At 47.2% G+C, this 19,086-nt stretch carries 11 protein-coding genes; 1 reads left to right on the top strand and 10 read right to left on the bottom strand.

The window, feature by feature from the left end:
• Positions 1-14: 14 nt before the first annotated feature.
• The 6 genes from ACK28X_RS10285 to ACK28X_RS10260 form a co-directional block, all read right to left on the bottom strand.
• Complete coding sequence (locus ACK28X_RS10285) at positions 15-4,325, bottom strand: hypothetical protein (RefSeq protein WP_412058865.1); 4,311 nt, start codon at positions 4,323-4,325, stop codon at positions 15-17.
• Positions 4,291-7,020: a hypothetical protein gene (locus ACK28X_RS10280; RefSeq protein ID WP_412058864.1), complete on the bottom strand. Its 2,730-nt coding sequence runs from the start codon at positions 7,018-7,020 to the stop codon at positions 4,291-4,293. Before ACK28X_RS10280 ends, ACK28X_RS10285 begins: the two co-directional genes overlap by 35 nt.
• The gene (locus tag ACK28X_RS10275) at positions 6,932-7,489 is read right to left on the bottom strand and encodes a hypothetical protein (protein WP_412058863.1); all 558 of its coding nucleotides are present in this window, start codon (positions 7,487-7,489) and stop codon (positions 6,932-6,934) included. Before ACK28X_RS10275 ends, ACK28X_RS10280 begins: the two co-directional genes overlap by 89 nt.
• On the bottom strand, positions 7,486-8,949 hold the full coding sequence (locus tag ACK28X_RS10270) for a hypothetical protein (RefSeq protein ID WP_412058862.1): 1,464 nt from the start codon (positions 8,947-8,949) through the stop codon (positions 7,486-7,488). Before ACK28X_RS10270 ends, ACK28X_RS10275 begins: the two co-directional genes overlap by 4 nt.
• A gap of 26 nt (positions 8,950-8,975) precedes the next feature.
• Complete coding sequence (locus tag ACK28X_RS10265) at positions 8,976-11,540, bottom strand: inverse autotransporter beta domain-containing protein (protein WP_412058861.1); 2,565 nt, start codon at positions 11,538-11,540, stop codon at positions 8,976-8,978.
• A 551-nt stretch (positions 11,541-12,091) separates the two neighbouring features.
• Entirely contained in the window at positions 12,092-14,356 is a 2,265-nt protein-coding gene (locus tag ACK28X_RS10260) for a primosomal protein N' (protein WP_412058860.1), read from the bottom strand.
• Between the two features lie 119 nt (positions 14,357-14,475).
• Between ACK28X_RS10260 and fsa the strand changes: the two genes are divergently transcribed.
• Positions 14,476-15,129, top strand: coding sequence for a fructose-6-phosphate aldolase (gene fsa, locus ACK28X_RS10255; RefSeq protein WP_412058859.1), 654 nt, complete (start codon positions 14,476-14,478; stop codon positions 15,127-15,129).
• 78 nt (positions 15,130-15,207) lie between these two features.
• On the opposite strand, the gene rplS is transcribed toward fsa, so the two are convergent.
• The 4 genes from rplS to ACK28X_RS10235 form a co-directional block, all read right to left on the bottom strand.
• Complete coding sequence (gene rplS / locus ACK28X_RS10250; protein ID WP_412058858.1) at positions 15,208-15,618, bottom strand: 50S ribosomal protein L19; 411 nt, start codon at positions 15,616-15,618, stop codon at positions 15,208-15,210.
• A gap of 212 nt (positions 15,619-15,830) precedes the next feature.
• On the bottom strand, positions 15,831-16,529 hold the full coding sequence (gene trmD, locus ACK28X_RS10245; RefSeq protein ID WP_412058857.1) for a tRNA (guanosine(37)-N1)-methyltransferase TrmD: 699 nt from the start codon (positions 16,527-16,529) through the stop codon (positions 15,831-15,833).
• On the bottom strand, positions 16,529-17,077 hold the full coding sequence (rimM, locus tag ACK28X_RS10240; RefSeq protein WP_412058856.1) for a ribosome maturation factor RimM: 549 nt from the start codon (positions 17,075-17,077) through the stop codon (positions 16,529-16,531). Before rimM ends, trmD begins: the two co-directional genes overlap by 1 nt.
• Before the next feature lie 27 nt (positions 17,078-17,104).
• Positions 17,105-19,081 (bottom strand): MacB family efflux pump subunit, encoded by a 1,977-nt coding sequence (locus ACK28X_RS10235; protein ID WP_412058855.1) that lies wholly within the window; start codon positions 19,079-19,081, stop codon positions 17,105-17,107.
• Between the last annotated feature and the right edge of the window lie 5 nt (positions 19,082-19,086).

The raw sequence follows: 19,086 nt of genomic DNA, 5'->3' as shown, positions 1-19,086 counted from the left end.
ACAGATAAAGTTAATCACCATGGGGAACCATGAAACGTTATGGTTTGGGAGCTCAAATCAGCAAGATAATGGCCACCTGGTTGAAAATATAATTTTATTTGTATTGGGATTCCTTGCGCTGGAGTATAGGGAGATATTTCTCCACAAATATAAGACTGCGGTGCCTCGCCATCGTTGTTAGTTATTATACGCGGCGAGAGGTAGCGGCATTCTTCTCTTCCATTTTCGTCAAAGTCGAAATCTAAAAGTTCACCCTTAACGGGCTTATCGGTTTCTTCATTGTATAACTTCACAGTGAATTGGCCTGTATCGCCTAGATACATGCTTGAATATGGGGCTCTTGTAAAAGAGAGTTTGTATTTTGCCATGACGAGGATGGAAACCTTTCTAGATGCATAGCTTTTCTTAGCTGTTGCGTTAAACCAGCTTGCCTGTAAGTCAACATGTCCTGCCCCTCCATCAGCCTTACTTATTGCTCCTTCCGTCTGCCCTTGATCATCAGTCAAGTTGATTGGTTGAGTAATATTAGCGCGATTCTCATCAATAGGCCACACCGTCTGCACTTCAATTTTCTGCCCTTTAATCGGCTTTCCATCACCCTTTAACTCAAAATGTAACGGCTCATCAGAGGTATCAATTATTTTGTTACAATCAGAACCATCAGAACACGTAAATTCTAGCGTATAATTATCGGGGGGGGATATTTTGACATCCTGTTCTACTTTTGCATTTCCACAGAAAGCTGAAATTTTGGCCGCAACAGTTCCCTCTCCAAGAAAAAGAGCCTTAAATTCCGCCCTTGCCTCACCCTTATCATTCGTTTCAACAGAGTTAGAATCCCATTCCCCCATTTCCTCTGGAGCACCAAATGTAATCGCTTGATTTGCTACGGGAGTAGAACCCTCAAAAAGCTTAACAACAAAGGGTTTTGTATCTGCGTACTTAAAATTATCTGGTAAAGATTGGATGACTTCCAGATGATAATCAGCAACATGAATGTCATACTCAGCGGTGAGATGCTCTCCTGACGTCTCGTCCATAAACTCTGCGTATAGCTTAATATCACCAGTCCGTGTTGGCGTCAGATAGAGCCCTGCCTCCCCATCGGATGTAAGTACCCTTAGTGAAGAATCATCCTTAACAGAGTAGTCACCGCTCACAGTAGCTCCCTCCACCGTAAAGGTAATGACCTGATGCGGCAGAGGAATGCCATGACCCAAAAGTCGCACATGATATGGCATACTCTTTGAACCTATAGGCAATCTTCTACGGTTAGTCCCTCTTTCCTCTTCGGTAAAAGTCAAGCTATAATTAGGCTCAATGGTAACATCTATTTTGCTATTCACCTTTTCATCAGACATGAGCGTCGCACTTAAAGTCACCGTAGCCCCAAGCATAGGCTCTAATGTAATACTAGCCTTACCATCAGCGCCAAAGCTAACAACCTTGCTATCCGTCTCTTCGCCAGCAATACGGGCAATCGGCCTATCCTTATGATCTTTTTGCTCTAAGCTAAATCGTACCTGCTGCCCCTCAGCAACTGGCTCGCCATCATCAAGAAGGGTAACTGTAAAGGTTTTACTCGTTTCCCCCTTGCCAATGGTGCTATCAGTCCCTTCAAACTGCAGACTATAGCCTACTATGATTTTATACTCAGCGGTGAGATGCTCTCCTGACGTCTCGTCCATAAACTCTGCGTATAGCTTAATATCACCAGTCCGTGTTGGCGTCAGATAGAGCCCTGCCTCCCCATCGGATGTAAGTACCCTTAGTGAAGAATCATCCTTAACAGAGTAGTCACCGCTCACAGTAGCTCCCTCCACCGTAAAGGTAATGACCTGATGCGGCAGAGGAATGCCATGACCCAAAAGTCGCACATGATATGGCATACTCTTTGAACCTATAGGCAATCTTCTACGGTTAGTCCCTCTTTCCTCTTCGGTAAAAGTCAAGCTATAATTAGGCTCAATGGTAACATCTATTTTGCTATTCACCTTTTCATCAGACATGAGCGTCGCACTTAAAGTCACCGTAGCCCCAAGCATAGGCTCTAATGTAATACTAGCCTTACCATCAGCGCCAAAGCTAACAACCTTGCTATCCGTCTCTTCGCCAGCAATACGGGCAATCGGCCTATCCTTATGCTCTTTTTGCTCTAAGCTAAATCGTACCTGCTGCCCCTCAGCAGCTGGCTCGCCACCATCAAGAAGGGTAACTGTAAAGGTTTTACTCCTCTCGTACTTGCCAATGGTGCTATCAGTCCCTTCAAACTCCAGACTATAGCCTACTATGATTTTATACTCAGCGGTAAGATGCTCTCCTGACGTCTCGTCCATAAACTCTGCGTATAGCTTAATATCACCAGTCCGTGTTGGCGTCAGATAAGCCCATGCTTTCCCATTGGATGCAGTACTTGTCTTTAGCAAAGATTCATCCTTATCAGAGTAGCCACCGCTCAAAGTAGCTCCCTCCACCGTAAAGGTAATTGCCTGATTTGACAGAGGAATGCCATGATCCAAAAGTTGCACCTCATATTGCGCATTCTTTGAACCCATAGACAATCTGCTGCGGTTAATCCCTCGTCCCTCTCCGGTAAAAGTCAAGCTATAATTAGGCTCAATGGTAACATCTATGTTGCTCTTCACCGTTTCATCAGCCATGAGCGTCGCACTTAAAGTCACCGTACCAGCAAGCATAGGCTCTAATGTAACACTAGCCTTACCATCAGCCTCAAAGCTAACAACTTTGCTATCCCTCTCTTCGCCAGCAATACGGGCAATCGGTGTATCCTTTTGCTCTAAGCTAAATCGTACCTGCTGCGTCTCAGCTCCTTTAGCAAGCTTGCCACCATCAAAAAGGCTCACTGTAAAGGCTTTACTCGTTTCCCCCTTGCCAATGGTGCCATCAGTCCCTTCAAACTCCAGACTATAGTCATGGCTTACGGTGATTGTATACTCAGCTTCAGCCTTATCTTCTGCCGTGCCACCCTTCCATTGTGCCTGCAACAACTTGATAGGACCAGCCTCTGTCGGCGTTAGATAAACCCGCGCAGACCCATCAGACCCCGTCACCACATCTAATGATGATGAATTACCAGCTTTACCTTCCTTAGCGCTAAGGGTCGCGCCTCCCTCCACCGTAAAGCTAATGGGCTGAGCGCTCTCACCCTTGCCATGGTTCAAAAGGGTCACTTGATAAGCCTGAGCCTGCACACCCAGCTTCAAGCCAACCTGGTTAATAGCCCCTGTCGCTCCATCAAAAGTCAAACTATGACTAGCCGCTACCTTAACCTCCACTTGAGTATGTACTCTTTTGTCAGACATGAGCGTCGCACTTAAAGTCACCGTACCAGCAAGCATAGGCTCTAATGTAACACTAGCCTTACCATCAGCCTCAAAGCTAACAACTTTGCTATCCCTCTCTTCGCCAGCAATACGGGCAATCGGTGTATCCTTTTGCTCTAAGCTAAATCGTACCTGCTGCGTCTCAGCTCCTTTAGCAAGCTTGCCACCATCAAAAAGGCTCACTGTAAAGGCTTTACTCGTTTCCCCCTTGCCAATGGTGCCATCAGTCCCTTCAAACTCCAGACTATAGTCATGGCTTACGGTGATTGTATACTCAGCTTCAGCCTTATCTTCTGCCGTGCCACCCTTCCATTGTGCATGCAACTTGATAGGACCAGCCTCTGTCGGCGTTAGATAAACCCGCGCAGACCCATCAGACCCCGTCACCACATCTAATGATGATGAATTACCAGCTTTACCTTCCTTAGCGCTAAGGGTCGCGCCTCCCTCCACCGTAAAGCTAATGGGCTGAGCGCTCTCACCCTTGCCATGGTTCAAAAGGGTCACTTGATAAGCCTGAGCCTGCACACCCAGCTTCAAGCCAACCTGGTTAATAGCCCCTGTCGCTCCATCAAAAGTCAAACTATGACTAGCCGCTACCTTAACCTCCACTTGAGTATGTACTCTTTTGTCAGACATGAGCGTCGCACTTAAAGTCACCGTACCAGCAAGCATAGGCTCTAATGTAACACTAGCCTTACCATCAGCCTCAAAGCTAACAACTTTGCTATCCCTCTCTTCGCCAGCAATACGGGCAATCGGTGTATCCTTTTGCTCTAAGCTAAATCGTACCTGCTGCGTCTCAGCTCCTTTAGCAAGCTTGCCACCATCAAAAAGGCTCACTGTAAAGGCTTTACTCGTTTCCCCCTTGCCAATGGTGCCATCAGTCCCTTCAAACTCCAGACTATAGTCATGGCTTACGGTGATTGTATACTCAGCTTCAGCCTTATCTTTCTGCCGTGCCACCCTTCCATTGTGCATGCAACTTGATAGGACCAGCCTCTGTCGGCGTTAGATAAACCCGCGCAGACCCATCAGACCCCGTCACCACATCTAATGATGATGAATTACCAGCTTTACCTTCCTTAGCGCTAAGGGTCGCGCCTCCCTCCACCGTAAAGCTAATGGGCTGAGCGCTCTCACCCTTGCCATGGTTCAAAAGGGTCACTTGATAAGCCTGAGCCTGCACACCCAGCTTCAAGCCAACCTGGTTAATAGCCCCTGTCGCTCCATCAAAAGTCAAACTATGACTAGCCGCTACCTTAACCTCCACTTGAGTATGTACTCTGCGATCAGACATGAGCGTCGCACTTAAAGTCACCGTACCAGCAAGCATAGGCTCTAATGTAACACTAGCCTTACCATCAGCCTCAAAGCTAACAACTTTGCTATCCCTCTCTTCGCCAGCAATACGGGCAATCGGTGTATCCTTTTGCTCTAAGCTAAATCGTACCTGCTGCGTCTCAGCTCCTTTAGCAAGCTTGCCACCATCAAAAAGGCTCACTGTAAAGGCTTTACTCGTTTCCCCCTTGCCAATGGTGCCATCAGTCCCTTCAAACTCCAGACTATAGTCATGGCTTACGGTGATTGTATACTCAGCTTCAGCCTTATCTTCTGCCGTGCCACCCTTCCATTGTGCATGCAACTTGATAGGACCCAGCTCTGTCGGCGTTAGATAAACCCGCGCAGACCCATCAGACCCCGTCACCACATCTAATGATGATGAATTACCAGCTTTACCTTCCTTAGCGCTAAGGGTCGCGCCTCCCTCCACCGTAAAGCTAATGGGCTGAGCGCTCTCACCCTTGCCATGGTTCAAAAGGGTCACTTGATAAGCCTGAGCCTGCACACCCAGCTTCAAGCCAACCTGGTTAATAGCCCCTGTCGCTCCATCAAAAGTCAAACTATGACTAGCCGCTACCTTAACCTCCACTTGAGTATGTACTCTTTTGTCAGACATGAGCGTCGCACTTAAAGTCACCGTACCAGCAAGCATAGGCTCTAATGTAACACTAGCCTTACCATCAGCCTCAAAGCTAACAACTTTGCTATCCCTCTCTTCGCCAGCAATACGGGCAATCGGTGTATCCTTTTGCTCTAAGCTAAATCGTACCTGCTGCGTCTCAGCTCCTTTAGCAAGCTTGCCACCATCAAAAAAAATCACTGTAAAGGCTTTACTCGTTTCCCCCTTGCCAATGGTGCCATCAGTCCCTTCAAACTCCAGACTATAGTCATGGCTTACGGTGATTGTATACTCAGCTTCAGCCTTATCTTCTGCCGTGCCACCCTTCCATTGTGCCTGCAACTTGATAGGACCAGCCTCTGTCGGCGTTAGATAAACCCGCGCAGACCCATCAGACCCCGTCACCACATCTAATGATGATGAATTACCAGCTTTACCTTCCTTAGCGCTAAGGGTCGCGCCTCCCTCCACCGTAAAGCTAATGGGCTGAGCGCTCTCACCCTTGCCATGGTTCAAAAGGGTCACTTGATAAGCCTGAGCCTGCACACCCAGCTTCAAGCCAACCTGGTTAATAGCCCCTGTCGCTCCATCAAAAGTCAAACTATGACTAGCCGCTACCTTAACCTCCACTTGAGTATGTACTCTGCGATCAGCCATGAGCGTCGCACTTAAAGTCACCGTACCAGCAAGCATAGGCTCTAATGTAACACTAGCCTTACCATCAGCCTCAAAGCTAACAACTTTGCTATCCCTCTCTTCGCCAGCAATACGGGCAATCGGTGTATCCTTTTGCTCTAAGCTAAATCGTACCTGCTGCGTCTCAGCTCCTTTAGCAAGCTTGCCACCATCAAAAAGGCTCACTGTAAAGGCTTTACTCGTTTCCCCCTTGCCAATGGTGCCATCAGTCCCTTCAAACTCCAGACTATAGTCATGGCTTACGGTGATTGTATACTCAGCTTCAGCCTTATCTTCTGCCGTGCCACCCTTCCATTGTGCATGCAACTTGATAGGACCAGCCTCTGTCGGCGTTAGATAAACCCGCGCAGACCCATCAGACCCCGTCACCACATCTAATGATGATGAATTACCAGCTTTACCTTCCTTAGCGCTAAGGGTCGCGCCTCCCTCCACCGTAAAGCTAATGGGCTGAGCGCTCTCACCCTTGCCATGGTTCAAAAGGGTCACTTGATAAGCCTGAGCCTGCACACCCAGCTTCAAGCCAACCTGGTTAATAGCCCCTGTCGCTCCATCAAAAGTCAAACTATGACTAGCCGCTACCTTAACCTCCACTTGAGTATGTACTCTGCGATCAGACATGAGCGTCGCACTTAAAGTCACCGTACCAGCAAGCATAGGCTCTAATGTAACACTAGCCTTACCATCAGCCTCAAAGCTAACAACTTTGCTATCCCTCTCTTCGCCAGCAATACGGGCAATCGGTGTATCCTTTTGCTCTAAGCTAAATCGTACCTGCTGCGTCTCAGCTCCTTTAGCAAGCTTGCCACCATCAAAAAGGCTCACTGTAAAGGCTTTACTCGTTTCCCCCTTGCCAATGGTGCCATCAGTCCCTTCAAACTCCAGACTATAGTCATGGCTTACGGTGATTGTATACTCAGCTTCAGCCTTATCTTCTGCCGTGCCACCCTTCCATTGTGCATGCAACTTGATAGGACCAGCCTCTGTCGGCGTTAGATAAACCCCGCGCAGACCCATCAGACCCCGTCACCACATCTAATGATGATGAATTACCAGCTTTACCTTCCTTAGCGCTAAGGGTCGCGCCTCCCTCCACCGTAAAGCTAATGGGCTGAGCGCTCTCACCCTTGCCATGGTTCAAAAGGGTCACTTGATAAGCCTGAGCCTGCACACCCAGCTTCAAGCCAACCTGGTTAATAGCCCCTGTCGCTCCATCAAAAGTCAAACTATGACTAGCCGCTACCTTAACCTCCACTTGAGTATGTACTCTTTTGTCAGACATGAGCGTCGCACTTAAAGTCACCGTACCAGCAAGCATAGGCTCTAATGTAACACTAGCCTTACCATCAGCCTCAAAGCTAACAACTTTGCTATCCCTCTCTTCGCCAGCAATACGGGCAATCGGTGTATCCTTTTGCTCTAAGCTAAATCGTACCTGCTGCGTCTCAGCTCCTTTAGCAAGCTTGCCACCATCAAAAAGGCTCACTGTAAGGCTTTACTCGTTTCCCCCTTGCCAATGGTGCCATCAGTCCCTTCAAACTCCAGACTATAGTCATGGCTTACGGTGATTGTATACTCAGCTTCAGCCTTATCTTCTGCCGTGCCACCCTTCCATTGTGCCTGCAACTTGATAGGACCAGCCTCTGTCGGCGTTAGATAAACCCGCGCAGACCCATCAGACCCCGTCACCACATCTAATGATGATGAATTACCAGCTTTACCTTCCTTAGCGCTAAGGGTCGCGCCTCCCTCCACCGTAAAGCTAATGGGCTGAGCGCTCTCACCCTTGCCATGGTTCAAAAGGGTCACTTGATAAGCCTGAGCCTGCACACCCAGCTTCAAGCCAACCTGGTTAATAGCCCCTGTCGCTCCATCAAAAGTCAAACTATGACTAGCCGCTACCTTAACCTCCACTTGAGTATGTACTCTTTTGTCAGACATGAGCGTCGCACTTAAAGTCACCGTACCAGCAAGCATAGGCTCTAATGTAACACTAGCCTTACCATCAGCCTCAAAGCTAACAACTTTGCTATCCCTCTCTTCGCCAGCAATACGGGCAATCGGTGTATCCTTTTGCTCTAAGCTAAATCGTACCTGCTGCGTCTCAGCTCCTTTAGCAAGCTTGCCACCATCAAAAAGGCTCACTGTAAAGGCTTTACTCGTTTCCCCCTTGCCAATGGTGCCATCAGTCCCTTCAAACTCCAGACTATAGTCATGGCTTACGGTGATTGTATACTCAGCTTCAGCCTTATCTTCTGCCGTGCCACCCTTCCATTGTGCATGCAACTTGATAGGACCAGCCTCTGTCGGCGTTAGATAAACCCGCGCAGACCCATCAGACCCCGTCACCACATCTAATGATGATGAATTACCAGCTTTACCTTCCTTAGCGCTAAGGGTCGCGCCTCCCTCCACCGTAAAGCTAATGGGCTGAGCGCTCTCACCCTTGCCATGGTTCAAAAGGGTCACTTGATAAGCCTGAGCCTGCACACCCAGCTTCAAGCCAACCTGGTTAATAGCCCCTGTCGCTCCATCAAAAGTCAAACTATGACTAGCCGCTACCTTAACCTCCACTTGAGTATGTACTCTTTTGTCAGACATGAGCGTCGCACTTAAAGTCACCGTACCAGCAAGCATAGGCTCTAATGTAACACTAGCCTTACCATCAGCCTCAAAGCTAACAACTTTGCTATCCCTCTCTTCGCCAGCAATACGGGCAATCGGTGTATCCTTTTGCTCTAAGCTAAATCGTACCTGCTGCGTCTCAGCTCCTTTAGCAAGCTTGCCACCATCAAAAAGGCTCACTGTAAAGGCTTTACTCGTTTCCCCCTTGCCAATGGTGCCATCAGTCCCTTCAAACTCCAGACTATAGTCATGGCTTACGGTGATTGTATACTCAGCTTCAGCCTTATCTTCTGCCGTGCCACCCTTCCATTGTGCCTGCAACTTGATAGGACCAGCCTCTGTCGGCGTTAGATAAACCCCGCAGACCCATCAGACCCCGTCACCACATCTAATGATGATGAATTACCAGCTTTACCTTCCTTAGCGCTAAGGGTCGCGCCTCCCTCCACCGTAAAGCTAATGGGCTGAGCGCTCTCACCCTTGCCATGGTTCAAAAGGGTCACTTGATAAGCCTGAGCCTGCACACCCAGCTTCAAGCCAACCTGGTTAATAGCCCCTGTCGCTCCATCAAAAGTCAAACTATGACTAGCCGCTACCTTAACCTCCACTTGAGTATGTACTCTGCGATCAGACATGAGCGTCGCACTTAAAGTCACCGTACCAGCAAGCATAGGCTCTAATGTAACACTAGCCTTACCATCAGCCTCAAAGCTAACAACTTTGCTATCCCTCTCTTCGCCAGCAATACGGGCAATCGGTGTATCCTTTTGCTCTAAGCTAAATCGTACCTGCTGCGTCTCAGCTCCTTTAGCAAGCTTGCCACCATCAAAAAGGCTCACTGTAAAGGCTTTACTCGTTTCCCCCTTGCCAATGGTGCCATCAGTCCCTTCAAACTCCAGACTATAGTCATGGCTTACGGTGATTGTATACTCAGCTTCAGCCTTATCTTCTGCCGTGCCACCCTTCCATTGTGCATGCAACTTGATAGGACCAGCCTCTGTCGGCGTTAGATAAACCCGCGCAGACCCATCAGACCCCGTCACCACATCTAATGATGATGAATTACCAGCTTTACCTTCCTTAGCGCTAAGGGTCGCGCCTCCCTCCACCGTAAAGCTAATGGGCTGAGCGCTCTCACCCTTGCCATGGTTCAAAAGGGTCACTTGATAAGCCTGAGCCTGCACACCCAGCTTCAAGCCAACCTGGTTAATAGCCCCTGTCGCTCCATCAAAAGTCAAACTATGACTAGCCGCTACCTTAACCTCCACTTGAGTATGTACTCTGCGATCAGACATGAGCGTCGCACTTAAAGTCACCGTACCAGCAAGCATAGGCTCTAATGTAACACTAGCCTTACCATCAGCCTCAAAGCTAACAACTTTGCTATCCCTCTCTTCGCCAGCAATACGGGCAATCGGTGTATCCTTTTGCTCTAAGCTAAATCGTACCTGCTGCGTCTCAGCTCCTTTAGCAAGCTTGCCACCATCAAAAAGGCTCACTGTAAAGGCTTTACTCGTTTCCCCCTTGCCAATGGTGCCATCAGTCCCTTCAAACTCCAGACTATAGTCATGGCTTACCTCAATAGTAATGGTATTAGATTGCGCTTGCTCTCCTTGCTTATTGCTTACCAATGCAAAAATGTGGTAAGTCCCAACATCCTTAGGTTTAAAGCTTGCTTCATTACTCGTTGGGCTTGTTGATGTGATGGTTCCTGAAGGGACATCAACATGCCAATCAACCTTAGTAATAGGCGTAGCTGACGATATGGAAAGCCTAAGAGGTATTGAATCCCCTAAAGCATAAGACTTCTCAGGTTGGTTCAAGCGAACTGAAAGAGCTTCATGGCGGTATTCAAGGATAATATTGTTTTCTCGATTCACAAACTCGTAGCGGCTTTGCCCAACAGGCGATAAGTCTTGTACTTTAGACGCCGAGAACTGACTCTTCCAAGGTACACCAAAGACATAATGCAAGCCGGCACTAAAAGTGCTTTTACGAAAATTATCACTACCTAACTGCTGATCAAAGGCAAAGCGCAAAGCAGGAACAGGCGTATATTCAATACCGTAGCTCCAAATCTGCGGATCTTTCTGCCCATTTATTTTGCCGCCAAGACCTACTTGCTCTCCAAACCATTGACTAAATTTTCCATTGAAAGCGATTTGCCGATATGTAGGCAAGATAGCTTTAGCAGCAATATCAAAGCCGGCCGCCGGCCGTTCCTGAAAAGCAATATTTGTACAACCAAGTTGCGCATCACAACCAATCTCAATCCCTGGTACATCAATACCAGAATCCTTCCAACCCGATAAGGGCATGTAATAATTAGAAGCTAATGCTACCCAATCCTTTTGTAACTCCAGCCCTAAGCTGCCGCGGTTATGGCCGCGGCTGAAGTCGTGATCGAAAAAAGCATTATAACCCAACATTAGCGAGCCGCTACTATATTGGGCATCATCGGGATATTGACCAAGCGCGTAAGGAAACCAGCGCTGCCCAATCCCAAAATTACCGATCCAACGTTGTTTATCATCAATAAAGGGGGAAGAGCGTAACCCAAGCTGCATGAAGGTCAATTGCTTAGCTGTGTCAATTAACGGCAGAAACACATCGCCTGAACCACTAAGCTTGCTTCCTTCAAACCCAAAATTAAGACGCGCTGAGCTTTTAGGAAATAGTTTTTTGACGCCAGCCTCTCCAGCACGGTCAAGAGCGCTTGGGCCTACACCTAAGACCCAATCACTAAAATTTCTCTGCTTTGGGCCGCTGTTCTCATCCGCACCCATATCGGTGCGAAAATCCTTGATCACCAAACCCACTGAGCCAGCAATGTTTGTTTGGTTAAAGAAAATCGCTAACGTTAAAACTATACGTAAAAGATATGAAAAAAACCCTATAAGAGCTTGCACCATACCACACTCACAACTATTGAGAAATATCTTCTTAACGTACCATTTTTATATAATTGTCACAAATAACAACAATGTGAATTTATTATAACTTATAATATAAAACCTAAAAATTTATTTTAAATTCAAATGAATATTAATATATAATCATATATTAATAAAAATTAATAAATATAATATATGAGATTATTATGCTTTATATGATATATAAATAATAATTTTATGTGTCATATAAACACATAAAATTATTATCAAAATTTTCAGAATAATAAATTTAAACTAAAGCAAGTTTTTGATAATTACTCATCACATAAATTTGCAATGCCTCGCAATCGCATGATCGATCCTACTGAAGAGGCGCTACACGAGCTTATATTACCGATAAACATGATGAGATGATTGACTATTTCATAAATCCCCTGTTTCAATGCGGGAGAAGCATAAAATTAAACTTCGTCCCCCTTTAGCAGGTTTTGGATTTAAAGGCGCTTTGGCATCATATAGCAAAAGGAGCGCTACACGGTTATATCTCTTTTACACTATTGAACCAGCCGTTATAAAAAGCTTTGCGGATCAATATCCACCTGCACAGAAACCCCGGTACCCTTTTTAGGCGCCCCCGCCAATAAAGTACGGATAAAGCTTTGTATATCAACCGCGCGTGGGGCCTGAATAAGCAAGCGGAAACGATAGCGCCCCCGCAACAGCGCTAAGGGCGCTTCTGCTGGACCTAGCAATGTAATATCTGGATGCGAAGGCGCTGCTCTGCGTACAGCTGTGGCATAAGTCTCAGCCACTTCTCGCTGTTCAGCAGAAATAATAAGTGCTGCCATCCGCCCATAAGGTGGCAATTGATAGCGAGCCCGCTCACTCATTTCTCGTTGATAAAATAGCTCTTGATCCCCCGATATAATAGCTTTGAGTACCGGATGCTCTGGCTGGTATGTCTGAATCAACCCCTCACTCACCAAACCATGCCGCCCCGCTCGCCCCGTTACCTGTGCTAAAAGCTGTAAAGTACGCTCCGCGGCACGCGGATCTCCATGGGCGAGTCCTAAATCGGCATCTACTACTCCTACCAACGAGATCAACGGGAAATCATGCCCCTTCGCCACCAATTGGGTGCCGATAATAATATCCACTTCCCCGCTAGCGACCGAAGCCAATTCCTGACGCAAACCTTTCACCCCAGTGCCTTTATCAACTGATAAAACCAAAAGACGGCCTAGAGGAAAAAGCCCCTGTACTTCTTCGGCAATACGTTCTACCCCAGGCCCACAGGCCACTAAATGATCCATAGTGCCACATTGGGGACAAAAGTCAGGGACGGGCTGGTGGTAACCACAATGGTGACATAAAAGCTGCTGACGTTGCCGATGTTCAACCAAAAAACCCACACAATTAGGGCATTGAAACCGGTGACCACACACGCGACATAAAGTCAGCGGTGCATAGCCGCGCCGGTTTAAAAACAATAAAGATTGTTCGCCCCTTTTTAAGCACGCTGCCATCGCCCTTTGAAGAGGTGGCGAAATAAATTTCCCCGCTTTTGGTGCATGTTTGCGCATATCAATCGCTTGCAAAGTTGGCAAAGCCACTGCTTTGAACCGATTTGTTAAATAAAGCCCACGATAACGCCCCAAAAGCACATTCACGCGACTTTCCAAAGACGGCGTAGCTGAGGCAAGAACTACTGGAGCCCCCCCAAAGGAAGCACGCGCCACAGCCATATCGCGGGCATTGTAAAAAACCCGCTCTTCCTGTTTATAAGCACTATCATGTTCTTCATCGACAACAATCAAGCCGAGATCTTGAAATGGTAAAAATAAGGCTGAGCGAGCCCCCGCCACAACGCGTATCTGCCCTAAAGCCACTTGTTCCCAAATACGAGCCCGAGTCCGCGTTGCTAAATCCGAATGCCAAGCTGCGGGTGGAGCGCCAAAGCGCTGAGAAAAACGAGTAATAAACTGCTCTGTCAAAGCAATCTCTGGCAACAAAATCAATACTTGTCGCCCCTCCCTTAAAGCTTGGGCTACCGCCTCAAAATAGACTTCTGTCTTACCCGATCCGGTTACGCCATTCAGTAAAAAACATGTAAAAACTTTCTTGTGAACTGCCTCTTTAAGCTGGTCTGCCACCACTTTTTGTTGCTGCTCTAAATGAGGCTCTTGAAAATCTGCTTGTGGCGGCGCTACCGCGGCGGAAACAGGCAAAGGAGCATCAAGTAAAACGCCAGCCGCCTTTAAGCCCTCCAAAACTGAAGGCGAAACACCCGCGGCTTGAGCTAGACCGCTCTTCGTCCATACCCCATCTCCCACCATAGCTAAAACGCGGGCACGAGCGCTCGTCATTGCTAGACCAGCAGGCAAATCACCTGCACGACAACAAAGCCCCATCGCAACGGGAACGTGACGCAAATGTTGACAAGTACGTACCGCCATCTGGCCTACAAGGCCTGGCGGGGTAAGAGTATAATTAGCAACAAAAGCTAAAAATCGCCGAAAAACAGCAGTTAAGGGCGGGACTGGTAACACTTCTATAATAGGGCGTAATTTATGCCATTGATCCACGGCCACCGTGTCAACAGCGATCACAAGACCCACTACTTCCCGCCGGCCCAAGGGCACCCGAACCACATTGCCTGCTACAATATCAGAATCCAGCCTAGAAGACACTGGGGCAGGGATTTGATAATGATAGGCAATAGCAACCGGTATCGGTACCCAAACCGCCGCTGCTCTATAAGATAAAGGCCCAAATGAAGGAGCATAAGAAGCCCCGTCCAATAACTCATGCCCTCGCTTTTTATACTGATCCATTCCCACGCACCGCCGACCCGATACCCCTTTAAGCAAGAACATTATTTAAAAAGAAAAGTCTAGCCAAGCAAAGCAATAAAAGCAATAATCAAACTCTATGCTTAACCATGGAGAGAACAATGAAATTTTTTATTGATACTGCCGATATAGAAGAAATAAAAAACCTAAATGCTCTTGGACTAGTCGATGGCGTCACCACCAACCCCTCGCTTATTTTAAAAGCTGGGCGTGATATGCTGGAGATTCTCAGAGAAATTTGCGCCGTTGTCGAAGGCCCTGTCTCTGCAGAAGTGGTTGCTACCACCTATGCCGATATGATGAAAGAAGCCCTTATTTTAAAGGAAATTGCCCCAAATATCTGCATCAAATTACCCCTTACCTTAGATGGATTAAAAGCCTGCAAAAGCCTTGTCACGCAAGGCATTCAAACCAATATGACCCTATGCTTTTCTGCAAATCAAGCCTTACTAGCTGCCAAAGCTGGTGCCAGCTTTGTTTCGCCATTCATCGGCCGACTAGATGATATTGGCCTCAATGGAGTAGATCTTATCGGCGAAATCCGTACCATTTTTGACAACTATGCCTTTACCACCAGCATCCTTGCTGCCTCTATCCGCAGTATCAATCACATAAAAGATGTTGCCCTTTTAGGCGCCGATGTCGCCACCATTCCCCCCGCTATTTTAAAAACACTTATTACCCACCCCCTTACCGATAAAGGGCTAGAAACGTTCAGCAGTGACTGGGCAAAAACCGGACAAAAAATTTCTTAACGCCTTAAACTATACCAGACATGAAAACGGCCCACAGAGGGCCGCTACCTTAAAATAAATTAATGCACTTTACTAGTTCTAGACACCATCTTTAGGTGTCTGAGCAGTAATAGTAGTCGTTTTTTTACGAAAATCCTTTTTCTCGGCGATACGCGCGGCCTTACCCGTCAACCCACGCAAATAGTAAAGCTTTGCACGACCTACTTTACCGCGACGCACCACTTCCACCCCTTCAACCAAAGGAGAATAAACAGGAAAAACTCGCTCCACTCCTTCGCCATAAGAAATCTTACGCACCGTGAAGGTTTCATTCAAACCGCCGCCCGAACGAGCAATGCACACACCCTCATAAGCTTGAATCCGAGTCCGTGTGCCTTCTGTCACACGTACCAAAACCCGTACCGTATCCCCAGGCTGAAAAGCTGGCAATTGACGTTTTTCTTCGATCTTAGCGCATTGTTCGGCTTCAAGTTGCGCAATAATGTTCATAGCAAATCCCTTCACATTCTTCTCAAATAGCCAGAGCGCTCGCAGATCCTCGTAAATTTCACTAAAGGTTTGCTGAGCAACCTCAGCAGGAGCGGTATACTATTTCTTCATTCTTGGATCGGGATAAGGCGCTTTCTCACCCATCCTGAAAGCTTATTATCCAAAGCAAAGCCTTGAAATTGGCTAACTCATATATGATTCAATAACCAAAATCAAGCACCATCCCGCGCCTTAAGATAGCGGGCATAAAGATCAGGACGCCGCACCTTAGTAATGGCCTCTGCCTGTTCCTGCCTCCATTTCGCAATGGCTTGATGATTACCTGAGCTCAATATAGCTGGTATCGACGCCCCCTCAAAAGATTGCGGCTTTGTATAATGTGGATGTTCTAAAAGGTGGCCCTCAAAACTTTCATAGAGCCCTGATTGGCTATTACCCATTACGCCTGGTAACAGCCTAACAATCGCATCTAAAATCACCAAAGCTGCTACTTCACCCCCTGATAGAATATAATCCCCAATTGATACTTCACAAAGATTACGCGCTGCAATGACGCGCTCATCCACACCCTCAAAACGGCCGCAAATCAATGTAACACCACCAACTTCAGACAAAGATCGAGCCATTGCCTGATCAAAAGGCCGGCCGCGTGGACTTAATAATAGGCGCGGATAGGGCGCCTTCACACTATCAATCGCGGCCGCCAATACATCAGCCCGCAGCACCATACCCGCCCCACCCCCAGCTGGTGTATCATCGACACTACGATGTTTATCCTGAGCAAAAGCGCGAATCGGCACACAGTGGAACGACCAAATCTTTTCTTCCAAAGCCCGCCCAGCCATGGATTGACCCAAAACGCTAGGAAACATTTCCGGATATAACGTAAGAATATTGGCGCAAAAGGCCATTATCTCTCCTCACTTTGAGAAGGCGGCTTCTTATCCTCTTCTTCTACAGCAAGCCCTGCCGCCAACCGATCAATCATTACTAATCCGCGGACATGATCCAGCACAGGTACCGCTGCTTTACTAAAAGGAATCATTTGCTTTTTTCCAGAAACAAGATCTAACTCAACAATATCGCCAGCACCAAAATTATAAAAACCGCAAATTCGCCCGACATCTGTCCCTAACTCATCTTGAACGCTAAGGCCAATCAAATCAGTTTGATAAACATCATCTTCACCCAAATCATCGGCCAATTGATCGCGATGGATATAAAGCGTAACGCCATTCAAAATTTGAGCCGCTTCACGGCTATTCACCCCTTCAAAACGAGCGATCAATAGGTCTTTTTGCAGTCTATAAGAACATAAATGATAAGAACGACCTGCTTCGTCATACAACGGATCGTAAAGGGCAAGATTTTGTGGCGGATGAGCAAAGGATTTCACACGCACCTCACCGTTAACACCATGAGCAGCGCCAACCACCGCTAATTGCAATGTCTTATCCATTTAAATCTCTATCATTCTAACTTTGCATTAATCACGCGCCAAAGCCACTACAGGATCAAGACGCGAAGCATTGCGAGCCGGCAAGAAGCCAAAGCCAATACCAATCAAAGCTGAAAAGCCAAAGGCGACCACGATGGACTGCAAAGAATAAGCTAACTTAAAGGGCGAATCAAGCAGAGCGAAAATCCCCCCGATTCCCATACCAAGCGCGATCCCTAAGCCACCTCCTACCAAGCAAACTAAAACTGCCTCAATCAAGAATTGTTGCAAAATATCACCTTGTCGGGCCCCTACCGCCATTCTCACCCCAATCTCGCTAATCCGCTCTGATACAGAAACAAGCATAATATTCATAACGCCAATCCCGCCTACAAGCAAAGAGATAGTAGCAATAGAGGCAATGAGCAAAGTAAAGACAGCAAAACTTTTGTTAATCTGCTTACGAATCTGATCGGTGTTTTCAATATGAAAATCTTCTGCTCCATGGCGCAAAGTCAAAAGATTGCGCGCTGATTGTTCTGCTGCTGCAGGATCTGCATGATCAGCAATGCGCACCGCAATGGACGAAAGCGCATAATTCCCAGTAAGGCGTGATTGCACCGCAGTATAAGGCATAAAAACTTCAACCGATCGGCTTGGCGGCCCAAAGCGGCTTTGATCTACTACGCCAATAATTCTTACTGGCAACCCACCTAGCTCAATGGTTTTGCCCACGGGGCTCTCTTGGCTATCTGGGAATAAAATCTTCACACTATCCTTTTTGATCACCACATTGATGCTATTATCGCGCACATCTTCATCATTGAACAAGCTTCCCTCCACGAGGGTTAACCCATTCACTGCAAAAATATCCGCTCCTCCCCCCATCACTGAAACATTGGCCTCAATATTCCCTGCCCGCGCTGTACCCGTCCCACCATTCATTGGTGTTACCCCTGCTGCATAGGATTGTTGCGCCAAAGCTTCTGCATCAGCTAATCTCAAAGTAGTTACCTTAGCCGCATCAGGGCCTGAAGGGCTACGGCCAGCGCTAACATATAATGTGTTAGTCCCCAGCGCGCTAAAATTAGCCAAAATAGCTCGTTGCGTTCCCTCTCCTAAAGCAACCATAGAAATAACCGCAGCTATCCCAATAATCACCCCCAACATAGTCAAGAAAGTACGCATACGATGCGCATTCATGGAAACAAGCGCCATACGAAATGCTTCTAGAAATCGGTCCACATGCCGGAAGCGGGAAATAGATTGCGCTACTTCAACTGCTATAGGCGCCTGCCCCTCTTGGGTTTTGGTCGCTAATTTTTCTAGGTTCAGGCGATCAGATAAAATCACCCCATCACTGATCTCAATTATACGATCAGCACGTGCCGCTACATTCATATCATGGGTCACAATAATAATAGTGCGCCCCTCTTCATGCAACTCATCCAAAACCCGTAAGACTTCCTCACCGCTATGGCGATCAAGAGCGCCCGTAGGCTCATCAGCCAAAATCACCTGTGCATTATTCATCAAAGCCCGGGCAATGGAAACCCGCTGCTGCTGCCCGCCTGACAGCTGATTAGGGCGATGATGCCACCGTTCAGCCATACCAAGACGGGTTAAAAGAGCCATTGCGCGCTTGCGACGTTGGCTCGCACTCTGGCCAGCATAAGTCGCAGGTATTTCTACATTGCTTAGCGCAGTCAATTCACCCAGCAAATTATAGCGTTGAAAAATAAATCCAAAATGTTCCCGCCGTAAACGCGATAAATCATCCGCTTCTAGAGACGCCGTCTCCACACCAGAGATCTGATAGTTGCCGGAAGTAGGACGATCCAAACAACCTAGAATATTCATCAAGGTTGATTTACCCGAACCTGAAGCTCCCATAATCGCTACCATTTCACCGCGCTTTATGGTTAGGCTTACCTTTTTTAAAACTTGAATCGTGCTTTCGCCCGCTGGAAACTCTTTGATGATATCTTTAAGGACAAGAATCGCTTCAGATTTATTATTCTGCATAAAAG

Origin of the sequence: Bartonella sp. DGB2 (assembly GCF_046843095.1) — a bacterium.
Lineage (GTDB): Bacteria > Pseudomonadota > Alphaproteobacteria > Rhizobiales > Rhizobiaceae > Bartonella.
This window is presented reverse-complemented; position numbering and strand designations above follow the sequence as displayed.